Source organism: Halodesulfovibrio marinisediminis DSM 17456 (genome assembly GCF_900129975.1).
GTDB lineage: Bacteria > Desulfobacterota > Desulfovibrionia > Desulfovibrionales > Desulfovibrionaceae > Halodesulfovibrio > Halodesulfovibrio marinisediminis.
On record NZ_FSRG01000003.1, the window covers coordinates 503,498 to 516,533 of the forward strand.

Annotated in this window: 8 protein-coding genes; 6 read left to right on the forward strand and 2 right to left on the reverse strand. The window is 43.8% G+C overall.

Translation table 11 applies throughout. The annotated features are described in order from the left end of the window. A complete protein-coding gene (yqeB, locus tag BUR09_RS02520; RefSeq protein WP_074215368.1) occupies positions 1-810 on the reverse strand; it encodes a selenium-dependent molybdenum cofactor biosynthesis protein YqeB in 810 nt (269 codons plus the stop codon). Between the two features lie 8 nt (positions 811-818). Then, a complete protein-coding gene (locus tag BUR09_RS02525; RefSeq protein ID WP_074215369.1) occupies positions 819-1,445 on the reverse strand; it encodes a nucleotidyltransferase family protein in 627 nt (208 codons plus the stop codon). 427 nt (positions 1,446-1,872) lie between these two features. On the opposite strand from BUR09_RS02525, the gene BUR09_RS02530 reads away from it, so the two are divergent. The 6 genes from BUR09_RS02530 (at position 1,873) to BUR09_RS02555 (ending at position 12,924) form a co-directional block, all read left to right on the forward strand. Then, positions 1,873-2,742: an FAD binding domain-containing protein gene (locus BUR09_RS02530; RefSeq protein WP_074215370.1), complete on the forward strand. Its 870-nt coding sequence runs from the start codon at positions 1,873-1,875 to the stop codon at positions 2,740-2,742. A 16-nt stretch (positions 2,743-2,758) separates the two neighbouring features. Next, on the forward strand, positions 2,759-3,259 hold the full coding sequence (locus tag BUR09_RS02535; protein ID WP_074215371.1) for a (2Fe-2S)-binding protein: 501 nt from the start codon (positions 2,759-2,761) through the stop codon (positions 3,257-3,259). Then, positions 3,252-5,591, forward strand: a complete 2,340-nt coding sequence (locus BUR09_RS02540; RefSeq protein ID WP_074215372.1) for a xanthine dehydrogenase family protein molybdopterin-binding subunit — start codon at positions 3,252-3,254, stop codon at positions 5,589-5,591. Before BUR09_RS02535 ends, BUR09_RS02540 begins: the two co-directional genes overlap by 8 nt. A 412-nt stretch (positions 5,592-6,003) precedes the next feature. Beyond that, entirely contained in the window at positions 6,004-8,253 is a 2,250-nt protein-coding gene (locus tag BUR09_RS02545; protein WP_074215373.1) for a glycosyl transferase family protein, read from the forward strand. Continuing rightward, on the forward strand, positions 8,253-11,927 hold the full coding sequence (locus BUR09_RS02550; protein WP_074215374.1) for a tetratricopeptide repeat protein: 3,675 nt from the start codon (positions 8,253-8,255) through the stop codon (positions 11,925-11,927). Before BUR09_RS02545 ends, BUR09_RS02550 begins: the two co-directional genes overlap by 1 nt. Positions 11,928-11,937: 10 nt before the next feature. Further along, a complete protein-coding gene (locus tag BUR09_RS02555; protein ID WP_074215375.1) occupies positions 11,938-12,924 on the forward strand; it encodes a DUF4434 domain-containing protein in 987 nt (328 codons plus the stop codon). Positions 12,925-13,036: the final 112 nt, after the last annotated feature.

Consider the following 13,036-nt stretch of genomic DNA (forward strand, 5'->3'; position numbering starts at 1 on the left):
CTACTCGTTAGAAAAGAGGTGGGCGCAAATTGCTTCCAGAACACCACCGCCAATAGCCAGCGCCTTATCTGAAACCTCATCGCAGTATTTTGGATTATTACGCGGGTCGACATCCGCTATTTTTGTGCCTTTTCGTACCGGCGTTCCGTCTGGAAGAAGACCTCGAAGGACACCGTCAATTGCTGCGGTGATTGGCTGGGTATTTACGTAGCCAATGAGTTCATTCTTTGTAATTTGTGTTCCGATATGCTGCTGTGTTGTAAATACTCCAGCTTCATCTGCCCAGTGAACACGTTCTTTTCTATATCCGTTCACAGCACCGGGAATACCAGTGTTGGGAATGGCTGAACCATTTGTAATAACTTTGCCTAAATAGTGTCCTCGCTTAGTTTCAACTACCGCGTGGACATCTTTTTCTGCCGTAAATCCAGGCCCAAGGCCGATAACAAAGGGGGCCATTGAAGTGTTTGTTCCGATGTTCTTTTTGGCGATGATGGCATCAATTAAGATGTCTGGTTTGATTTGTTCCAATAGCGCGGCCTTAGGGTCACAAAGAACAGGAATTACGTCGTCGCCCCATGCCGTTTTTATTTCTGATGGTTGAGTACAGTATGATGCGGTCACTTCTTCGACCTTTGCTACCTGATGATAGATCGTTTCTGAGAAAACAACATGTCGGCGAACGGCCAGTGGCTTGTCAGTTTCCAGCATAACAATGTTTCGCATTCCGGCTCGGTAAAGGCGAATGGCAACTCCTGTTGCAAGGTCTCCGGCACCGCGTATTGCGATTGTAGGCAGTCTTTTTTTCATACGGGCTCTCATTTTGTTGCAGTATCGTAATGGGTAAGAAGTAAGTCGTATTGTCGTGTCGTATCGATATCAAAAAAAGGGCCGACTTCGTCCATTTCAATAAGACGAACAGGAAGTGATGGTTCAATAAGTAATGGCCTTGCTCCGGTGTCACCTTTCAGTTCCAGTACATTACCGAACCATTTTTTCGGGATAGTCACAGGATTGCCGCGTCTTCCATTTCGCATGGGGATAATCCAGTGGTGCGGGGCCTGCCAAAATGCATGGATTAGATGGTTAATGGCGTCAGATGTGAGTAGCGGAAGGTCGCCTAGCAGTGTCATCGCACCCTGTGTCGTTTCAGACAGACTTTGGAGTCCGGTTTTTAGAGACTCTGCTTGTCCTTCCAGTCGTTTTCTACTGTATACGACTTCACAATCAGTAAGATCCAGCAATGCCTCCAGTGCGGAGTTTTCAGGAAGAACCACAATAGCTGAATCTAAAAGTGATTTTCGTGCAGCATCAATTACATGCTGTACTAACGGCTTTCCTTTAAATGGAAGAGAGAGTTTGTCTTTCCCCATTCTCGTTGAAGTTCCAGCAGCTAAGATAATACCTGCAATGGTCGTCTGTTCAGAAAGAGTGTGTTCAGTCATAGGTCATTGATGCTTTGTGTGTTTGATCTGGCGTGATTGCTCGCTACAAATATAATTATGATGAACAGGTTATTGAACTGAAATCAATGGGTTTTGAGAATCCTTTTTTATAAAACGTTTTTTTACTGTGATGACAGATATTGGCACGAATTTTTCGAGATTGTCTGGAAGTGCTGTCGATGGGGGATATTCTCATTAGTGTGGAGTGAGAATGGTTGTGGGGTGTGTGTTCGATATAGATATTTGCTAACTAAAGCATGGCATTAGCTGTCGAGTTATAATCAAAAAACTATACATATTAATTATAACTGCCTTATATCTAAATGTATATGTAAGGACGGTTTGTTTTCAATAGTCGTTAGCAGCCCTGAAAAAGTCTTCTTTTTACCGCTGCTAATGTTTCTTACCAGATAATTGGAGGCACTGTATGGTTCAGGATTATGTTTTTCCGGCAACAGTTGCGCAGGCAGTAGATATCTTAGCTGAGTCACAAGGGAGAGCTAGAATTATTGCAGGCGGGACAGACCTTGTTCTTGATATGCATGATGGTAAAATATCTGCGGATAAGCTTGTTGATTTACGAGCGATAGACGGTATGCAGCATATTGCAGAGGAAGATGACTTCATATCTATTGGAGCCAATGTCACACATGCACAAGTCGTAAAATCTTCTCTCCTCAGAAATCATGCACCGGGGCTGGTGGATGCTTGCCGGAAAGTTGGCTCGCTTCAGATTCGAAATGTCGCAACCGTTGTTGGAAACGTAGTCAACGGCAACCCTGCCGCGGATGCAGCTGTTGCGTTGGCTTGTCTTGATGCACAAGCTACGGTTGTTGATCAGCATGGTACTAAAGTTGTTCCGTTTGATGAACTTTATGCAGGTATCTGCCTTTCTTGTATTGATAGCTGCTGTCAGGTTGTTACTCATATCTCATTCCCAAAGAAAAAAGATGGAGAGGGTTCTGCGTATGTCCGCATGGAGCAGCGTAAGGCTCTTTCTCTTCCTATGCTTAATGTCTCTGCAAAAGTACGCGTCGTTAACAATACCTTTGAAGAAACTCAGTTGTTAATGGCTCCTGTTGGTGCAGGGCCACAACACGCTGTAACCGCAGAGGAATTTCTGCGGGGAGCAGAAATTACAGATGAAAACATAAAGCAGGCAGGGAAGCTGGCAAGAGAACAGGCTACATTCAGAAGTAGTGCTGTCCGCGGTTCAAAAGAATATCGCATAGGTGTTCTTCCTGTATGCATTGAACGAGTGTTGCGGGCGGCTATTGCTGATGCACAGCAAGGGTAGAAGGGAGGCTCTATATATGAATACTAAGCTTGTATCGTTTGTGTTGAATGGTGAACCTGTTTCTGTCCGTGTTGATCCGTTTGAACTGTTTGTGGATGTCCTGCGTGATAAGCTTCATTTAACAGGTACTAAAAAAGGCTGTGGTGAAGGCGGCTGCGGTACTTGTACCGTTATTGTCAACGGTGAGGCCGTGAATTCCTGCCTGATGCCGGCAATGCGTGCTGATGGCGCCATTGTAGAGACAATCGAAGGGGTAGAAGAGGATGGAGAACTGCATCCGCTTCAGACCAGCTTTATTGAAAAGGGCGCTGTGCAGTGTGGCTTCTGTACCCCTGGTATGATCATGTCTGCGAAAGCACTTTTAGATAAAAATAAGTCACCATCAAAAGAGCAAATTTTAGAGGCTGTTTCTGGAAACATATGCCGTTGCACAGGGTATGTGAAAATTGAAGAAGCAATTGAGGATGCTGCACGAACATTACGTGAAGCAGCGGTAAGAGGAGAGAGCCATGACTAAACTGAACGTAGTAGGCAAGAACGTTGATCGTCGTGACGGTGTTGATAAAACAACAGGTCGTGCTCTCTTTACCAGTGATATGTTTGTGCCAGGAATGCTGTATGCAAAGGTCTTGCGCAGTCCCCATGCTCATGCACGCATTGTGAACATAGATACTTCAGAAGCAGAAAAATTGGACGGTGTTAAGGCCGTTATGACGCATAAAAATGGCCCTAAAAACCTGTTTAATGCTGCAGCTCCTATGTTCCTCACCGTTTCGCATCTTGAACGTGTGCTGGATCAGTATTTATTTGATGAGGTAGTCCGGTATGTTGGTGATGAGGTTGCGGCGGTTGCTGCCACAACTGAAGCCATTGCCGAGAAGGCATTGTCATTAATTAAAGTTGAGTATGAGTTATTGCCTGCTGTCTTTGATTCTGAAGAAGCCATGAGTGAATCAGCTCCGGAACTCCATGGCGAAAAAGGGTGCACATCTGAAGGCAAGAATATTCCAGGTGAGATCATTAAGATTCCGTACGGTGATGTTGAAAAAGGCTTGGAAGAGTCAGATGTCGTCATTGAAAAAAAATTTACTTTGCCGATTGTAAAACAAGTTCAGATGGAAACACAAAGTGCTCTGGCTCAAGTCAGCGGCAGCGGGGAAGTTACTATCTGGTCTACAACACAAACTCCTCATCCTTCCCGTTCGATTATAGGCAAGATCTTTGATATTCCCGCCAGTAAAATTCGCGTGTTGGCCCCTCCATATATTGGTGGTGGTTTTGGGGTTCGCATTGGATTAAGCGGACTTGCAGAGCCGATAGCATTAGGTTTGGCTTTGTTAGCTAAGCGTCCTGTGAAAATTGTATATTCACGAAAAGAAGACTTCATTGCATCGGATACACGTCATCCGGCAACTGTAACGGTAAAATTGGGTGCCAAAAAAGATGGTACGTTCCAAGCTCTCGATATGAAAGGTATCTTCAATACTGGTGCCTACTGTGGTTTCGGTACTGAACTCCCGGGGGTGTGCGGAGCCATGACATTGGCAATCTACCGTATCCCTAATCAGCGTTACTATGGACACAGTGTGTATACAAACCGTACCAGCTCCGGTGCTATGCGTGGTTTTGGCAACCCGCAGGGTAATTTTGCTCTGGAACAGGTCGTGGATATGATGGCGGATGAGTTGGGAATGAGCTCATATGAGCTACGTATGAAAAATATCATGAAAGTAAATGATCCATGGTGCCTGCCGTTCCCTTGTTTAAGCACAGAGCTTGCAGAATGTATGAGGCAGGCTGGTGAGAGTATTGGATGGGAGAATAGAGAGTCTCTTAAGGCATCCGCACCACATAAGGTTCGTGGAATGGGTATGGCAGTTGGAACACACGTAAGTAATGCATGGCCATTCTGTGTAGATTACGACAACGCATACTTTACGGTTCAATCAGACGGAACCGTGCATGTTGCTTCAGGTGTGCCGGAAATGGGTACAGGTGTGTGTACTTCTCTTGTCCAGATTGCAGCAGACTCATTTGGAATCGATATGGATAATGTGTCGTTGTCTTTCGGGGATACATTGACGACCCCGTTTGACATTGGCAGCCATGCAAGCCGCACGTGTTATGCAGCAGGTCTTGCAATTAAAGAGGCTGCAGAGGATACAAGGCAGCAGATTTTTGAGTATGCTGCACCGTACTTTGATGTTAGCCCAGATTCTCTGACCTTGCAGAATGGATATGTGTTCCGGTCATCTGTATCTGCAACAGATGAAACGTCAATTGTGCTTTTAGATGACGTTAAAGCGCATCCAGAAGGTAAAGTTTCATTAGAAGATATCGCGTATCATGCTCATGTACGTAATAAGCAGTTCATGAGTACCGGAAAAATCGTTCCTAAAAACGCTCCACCTTGGCATGTGTGTTTTGCAGATGTTGAAGTAGATACTGAGACCGGCAAAGTGGATGTGCTGAAGCTTGTGGCCGCGCATGACGTAGGAACAGCCGTGAACCCGATTATTGTCGAAGGACAAATTGAAGGTGGTGTGGTTCAGGGGCTCGGCTACGCTCTAACTGAAGAGATTAGATACAATGATAAGGGCGTTCAGACACATAACCAGATGCATAGCTATATGTTGCCGACTGCCGAAGACATTCCTGTGATGGAATCCATAATCGTTGAATCTCATGATCCAACAGGACCGTTTGGTGCTAAAGGCGCTGGTGAGTGCAGTCTCGTTTGTCCTGCCTCAGCTATCAGTAACGCTGTTGCAAATGCCACTGGGGTTCGTTTTACAGAATTGCCTCTAACGCCGGAGCGAATCTTTGCTGGCTTACATCAGGAAGATTAAAAGGTAGCAATAATTTTACTATTTAATTTTATTAATTAATTTCTTATGCACACAATAGAGTGCTGAGCTTAAAGGTTCGTATTGGAAAAAGCCCTGACATTGTCAGGGCTTTTTTGTGCTCATGGGGGAAAAAGAGAGGGATATACCGGATAGTAGCGTGAGAAAATACTAGGTATCTATAATAGAAAAACATTGTGTTCATTGTATGTTACAGTATCACGAGGTGTTATATTCATACCAGCTTTGTGTTCTAGATTTATGTGTGTGCTGTGTTTGCGTGTACTTGTGCGAAGGTGGGGGGCTACTTGGATGTATGACAGGAAAGAGTACACGAAAGTGAGTTTCGAGAAGGGGTAACTATTAAGCCTAAGAGCAAACGGTTTTTTGAAAAACAAACAGCAGCGGGACGTATATGTTAAACGAAGTAGGAATCATTCTATTTTTGGTGCTCAAGATCGTCTTTATTTTTGTTGCGATTGTCTTTGTGATCAGTGGCATAGATGAATTCTTTATAGATCTTTGCTACTTCTTTCGAGAGACCTATCGACGGTTGTTTATCACCAACCATTACAAGAGGCTTTCGGAAGAACAGTTGCTGGCGAAGCCGGAGCAGTCTGTTGCCATAATGGTTCCCTGTTGGGATGAAGGTCTTGTAATTAGGCGTATGTTGGAAAACGCCATTAGGACCGTTAATTATTCCAACTACGTGATCTTTGTAGGAACGTATCCAAATGACCCAGCTACGCAACGCGAAGTAGATAAGGTGCGTGACAGGTATAGTAATGTAGAACGAATAATGACCCCGCATGATGGACCTACTTCTAAGGCAGATTGTCTGAATTGGTTGTATGAAGGCATTCTTATCTACGAAAAAGAGAACAATAAAAAATTTGATATCTTTGTCTTACAGGACTCTGAAGACATACTCCATCCACTTCAATTGAAGCTTTGTAACTACATCATTCCTAAATTGGATATGGTTCAGCTCCCAGTGCATCCTATGCCACGAGACTGGTCGGACTTTACTGGCAACCACTATCTAGATGAATTTGCAGAAAACCACACTCGAGATTTGATTGTGCGTGAAGCACTAACAGGTTCTATCCCCTCTGCCGGTGTGGGCACGGCTCTTAGCCGTAGGACACTAGAACTGACAGCTAAGAAGCAGAGAAATCTACTCTTCGATACTGCCTCTCTTGCAGAAGATTATGCATTTGGTCTTGGAATTAAGGAGCTTGGTCTCAAGCAGGCCTTTGTACGTCAATGGATTTGGCGAAATAAAATGGTCAAAAGCTTTTTCACTCGTAGGCCTAAGCAAAAACGCGTTCAGGAATTCATCTCAATCCGCGAGTATTTTCCTAATACATTCAAGCAGGCTGTAGGCCAAAAAACCCGATGGGTTATGGGAATAACCCTTCAAGGGTGGGAGAGTATGGGATGGCGCGGAGGATTAGCCTCAAAGTACATGCTTTGGCGTGACCGTAAAACCATTGTAACTAACCTTGTTAACTTTATAGGTAACTTCCTGTTTGTTCTTATTTTAGGGTTGCTTATCTATAACACGTTGACCAAGTCGTATAAACTTCCGCCGTTAGTAGATGATTCTCGAGAGTCTACTATTTTGATCTCCATCTGTTTGTTCTTTCTGGTTTGGCGAATTATTATGCGTGTTACGTTTGTTGTACGGACATATAACTGGTTCCAGGGACTCTTGTCGGTACCACGGTTGTTCTGGGGTAACATCATTAACTTTGTTGCAACTATTAAAGCTATCTCTAAATACACAAAAGTACGTATTACTGGTGAAACTCTTGAGTGGGAAAAGACCCGTCATGTGTATCCTTCTGAAGACGAACTGCGCGCTTACCGTCGTAGACTGGGTGACCTGTTGCTTGATCGACGTTTCTTGACAGTTGAGCAGTTGGATAAGGCTTTAAAAGAGAAAAGGAAAACAAAGAAGAAGCTTGGTGAAGTTCTTATTGATCTTGGGTACATCACTGAAGATCAGCTTGTTCAGACGCTGGGAATTCAGTTCAGAGTTGAGACGCAGGAAGTTGACCCTTACAGCACGCCAGCAGAGCTACTTGAGTTAGTTCCTACTAAATTGGCTGTAAAATACAACGTGTATCCACTGGTAATGAGAGATGGGCAACTCCTTGTTGCTACGAACGAGATGCTTGATGAAGCTTCCTTGCGTGAGCTTGAGCAGAAAATTGGACATGTAGTCAGGCTGCGTCTTGCATCTCGTAGTGATATTTCTTTTGCAATACGGAGAGGTTATGAGCGTAAGCTTACTCAGAAGGACTCTGGATTCCTGGGGAAAATGCTTGTTGATAAAGGGGAGATTACCTCAGAGCAGCTTACCGAAGCTCTTCGCGCTCAACGGCGTCAATATCTTCCACTTGGGGAAATATTGATTAGTCAGGAAGTGTTAACAAAAGAAAAATTCGAAGAGGCGAATGCTGCCTTTTTGGAACAGGATAAATTTAAACGAATTGGCGAGTTTTTGTTGGATAAAGGGTACATCGATGCCAAACAACTAAACTCTGCACTTACAGAACAAGAAAAGCATAGTCCGCTGTTGGGTGAAGTACTTATTGAACAAGGGGTGATTTCACCAGAAAATCTTGATCACTTCCTAAGCACTTGGGAGATCAATTAATGTACCGATTTATTTCTGTTCTTACCTTAATTGTGTTGTTCTCCATTCCTAGTGTGGCATCCGCACAATCCGTTGAAGATAGAAGTTGGATTCAACGGCAAATAATTCATCTTAAGGTCTACCCTCATAAGGGAAAAGCATATGAGCTGCTTAAAGAGGGTGATCGTAAAGGAGCGGCTGCTGAGTTTGCTAAAGTGTTGGAAATTGATCCTCAAGATACACAAGTTCGTCTGGATTACACACAGACTCTGTATGACTTGGGAGAGTATACCAACGCTAAGACTCAAGCCTTGGAAGTACTCAAAGTGTTACCGGATAATGCCAATGCATTAATGCTGGCTGTGAATTCAATGCAAAAGCTTGGGCGTAATACCAATGCGTTGGATTTATTACTTGATACCATTCACAAAGGTGTACTGCCCAAAAAAGCGCAGGAAGATGCTTTTGTCAGTGCTATTGATCTGTTAATTAAACAGAAAGAATACATGTTGTTGCTGGATGTTGTTAATAAAGAGGGTGACATTCTTTTTCCTGCAAAGCGCGATTACATCCTTGCTTTAGCTTACAAAGGAGCTGGACGTGATGCAGAGGCGAAAACAGCGTATGAAAAAGCATTGTCTTACACAGGAAGAGACTCTCTTACCGATAAGGATCGATTAGTTGCTCTTAGCGATTTAGCAGACATGTTTATGAAAGACCGTGAGTTTGATAAGGCGCAGAAAGTATTGCTCGAAGCGCATGCCCTTGCTCCAACTATGATGTCTGTTACCTATCGCTTGGCTGAACTTTCCTATGAGACTAAACAATATGATAAGGCTCTGGAATGGATTGAGTTGTCCTTGAAGAACGATCAAACATCAAAACAGCTATTGCTGAAAGCCTTTATTCTGGAAGGTTTAGGTAAGCATGATGAGGCGTTAGGGCTTTTTGACAGATTGACTAGGACTGCCGCAACCAAGAAAGAAAAGGCCCAATTATATACCCAGAAAGGGTTTGTAGCCCTGAAAGTAGGCAATAATGATGCGGCAATTGAAGCATTTGAGCAATCATTATCCATTCTGCCGACGAATGAAGCACTGCTGGCGTTGGCTACGGCTCAGGCGAAAAGTGATGAGTGGGCGAAGGCCGTAGAAACATACGAACTACTTTTATCTAAACTGGATGAAGGCCCAGACAAAGCACGTGTTCGTATGCAGCTTGGTATAGCTTACTTAAAAGTAGATAGAAACGATGAGGCGATGACTGAGCTTAGCAGCGCTCTTGAGTCAGGTTACCTTACTCCAAAAGAACAAGAAGACGCGCTACAGAATCTTGGTTTTCTGTATTACGGCTCCAAACAATATGAAGCAGCTAAAGAGGCATTTCTTGCTGCGTTAGAAAAACAACCTCATAACAATAAGACTCTGTTGGCGTTAGCTCGGGCTCAGATTGGAGCCGGGGACTATGAAGACGCTATTGCTACCTTAAAGGAAATGGATGCTCAGCAGCAAGATTTTGCTATCTCCATGTTACTAGCCTTTGCCTATGAAAAAAGCGGGCAGCATAAGCAGGCCATAGCGATCTATAAAACTATCTTAGAATCTGAAGAGCTTTATGGTGATGATACCATGGCGGTGCTTGAGCGCATGGCAACTATCGAAAGTCTCTCTGGAAGAAAAGGTCTCGCAGGGGATATGTATCTTAAAGCATATGAAGTTGCGGATACAAAAGATCCTGATTTACTTCTTCGTGCCGGAGAATCGTATTATGGCGCAAAACAGTATGACAAGGCTTTAAGCATCTTGGAGAGGTACCTGAAAAGCGCCTCTGATGTAGATAATTTTGAAGCCTTCAGCATGATAGGTTCAATTTATACGCAACAGGGTAAAGTGAAAGAAGCTGCAGCGGCATTCCGTAGAGCTCTTACATATCCAAATCTTACTCGGAAACAGCGCACAACTCTTCTTGTTAATCTAGGTTACCTCTACATCAACATGGATGAGGTTGATACGGGGATAGAGTTTATGCGCCAGGCTATAGCAGTAGGTGGCGACAGCCCTCGCTTGCGGATGGATATGGGTACGGCTTTGTTTAGTCGAAAACATTATCCAGAAGCTATTGAGCAGTTTAGGCGCGCGAAAGAACTTGGTGCAGGATATCAAGCTGATTTGTCACTAGGTTTTTGCTATGACAAGGTCAATAAGCCTGGTCTTGCACTCTACTATATGAAACTGGCAGAGCAGAATGCCCCAGAATCAGTACTTCAAAAGTCAGCTGATCTCTATAACCAGCTGGGTTACTTGTACGCAAGTGAGAAGAGTTACTGCGAAGCTATTATCAGCTATGAGCAAGCATTATGTATTAAACCTAATGATTCGACTGCGTTTAAGCTTGGTCAGGTGCTGCGTCTTGCTGGTCAGTTAGAAGCTGCTGAGGCGATGCTGTGTTCAGTTGACCCTGAGCAGTTGGAAACTGTAGATGACCGCATACTTTATTATGAAATCTTGGGACGCGTGTACAAAGAGACCGAACAGTATGATAAGGCTCAGGAAGTATTCCGTATGGGTATTGCCGAAAAACCAAGTGCAGAAGCATATTATCTGCTTGGACAGGCACAGGAAAGCTCAGAGGATCTTGAAGGAGCTATTAGTTCTTACCAGACCGCAGTAGAGATGAATCCTGCCGATGCCTATAAAATATCACTTGGGTATGCATATTATAAACATGAAGATTTAGAGCAAGCGGCAGTTATTTTTGAAGATCTTCTGATGAAAGATCCAGATTACGTTAACCTTGCAGAAGATCTGGCTTACATTAATAAGCAACTTTGTCGAAATGAGCTTTCTGTAGAGTGGTTTAAAAGAGCTATTGATAACGAACGGCTCTATCCAAATGAAACTGCTAAGTCCCTTAGAAGAAAGATCTATGACTTTAAGGAAGAGATCAGATTCATAACCGATAGTTGGGATGTTACCGGATTTTATAATTATTCACCTGATGATGCTAACTTTTATACAGATACACAGGGCATTGTGGTCGGTGTTCTTGATAACACCGCTGGTGTAGAGGTCGGCTATGCTCCTCCTAAAATTGGTTTCCGCGATGGCCGGATTTTCCAGATAATTGCACGAGTGAGTGTGAACCGTCAGAAATACGGTGTCTTTGATTTTGAAGCAGACGGCACTCAGGGTGCTGCCGGTGTGCGCTATAAGCCGTTTAAAGATGCAGACATAGCATTGGGCGTTGAGCGGTTGTTTAAAATTGGCGAAGACGCTGAAGATAACACGTTGTTACGAGCCATGGGTGATTGGAACGATGGCTGGGCAATGAAGGCAACTGAGAAAAATTGGAACTATACCTTTATTTATGGAGAGGTAGACCAATATGTTCAAGATGATGAACGTACGGTCTTCTTGGTTCATGGACGTCAGGGATGGACATGGAACTTCTATGATCAGTTGCTTCTTACTCCGCATGTTTATGGAACATTTAGAGAAGTTTCTCCAGATAGGAATAATCTGAGTCACTTCGAATTCGGGCCTGCAGTATCATTTCGTTGGCTTGAGGGAGAGGATCAGTACATTTCCTATAAGCGGGATTGGGAAATTTTGCTTCGATATACCTATGGCAAATATACCAAGGACATCAGCGACGACTATTCCGGCGTGAGTGTCTCGTTAAGACTTAACTTCTAGAGGGTGTAACATGATAAGTCGTCTTCGTATAATTCTGATGAGTTGTGTTCTGATGCTTGTTGTTTTGCCAAGTTCCAGCTTTGCTATTCAGGGTGTAGCAGGAACCTTTTTCCAACCCACAAATGATATGAAAACATGGGATGAAGCAAAGTGGGAGACGTTGTTCGATACCTATCACCGTCTGGGAATCTGCGAAATTATCGTGCAGTGGGTTGTGTATGAAGATGCTACGGATAATTCAGGCAACCCGACATATGAGTATGACATGTCAGTCATCGAAAAGGTGTTATGTTATGCAGAACAATACGGTATGTATGTTACCGTAGGCGGTGTCTTTTTAAATACATTCTGGAAGCAGATTCAAGCTGACCCGGAGGTGTTGAAAGTACACCTGATGCGTATTCGCAGGGGTACCACTAAGTCTATTGAGACTATTGCTCCTCAGCTCCAGTGCTCTCCAGCATTTGCGGGATGGTATATTTCTCAGGAAATCGATGATCGTACTTGGCTTGGTGAAACACATATGGGCATCCTTTGTACCTTCCTTAAGGATCTTTATAGTGACCTTAACGCTTTGGTACCAAATCAGCCGTTGTCTGTTTCTGCTTTTTCAAATGGTTGGGCTTCTCCGGAAAAACTTGGTTTGTTCTGGCGGACAGTTGCTGATGACGTTGGTGTAGGCCGCGTATTATTTCAGGACGGTGTAGGCGTTCGTAAGTTAGCAGTTGAAGAAGTGCCAATTTATCTTAAAGGACTGCATGAGCAGATGATGGGATCATGTTGTACTGTCCAGCCTGTTGTTGAAATATTTACTCAACTGGAAGGTGACACCTTTAAAGCAGAACCGGCACCATTAAAACGCATTCGTGAGCAACTGCGACAAGAGCTTCCTTATGCTCCGGATGGTGTTATGTTATTCAGTGTTGCAGAATACATGAGTCCTGTTGGTGGTGAAAAAGCAGAAGCGTTACTTCATCAGGTGCTTGCTGGGAAGTAATGGATAGTTTTTTGAAGGAGCCTTTTTTGTACGACATTTTGCCTGACCACTTATAAAGACAATTAGATGATTAGCAAAAGCCCTTGCAGTAAAGAGTACTGCAAGGGCTTTT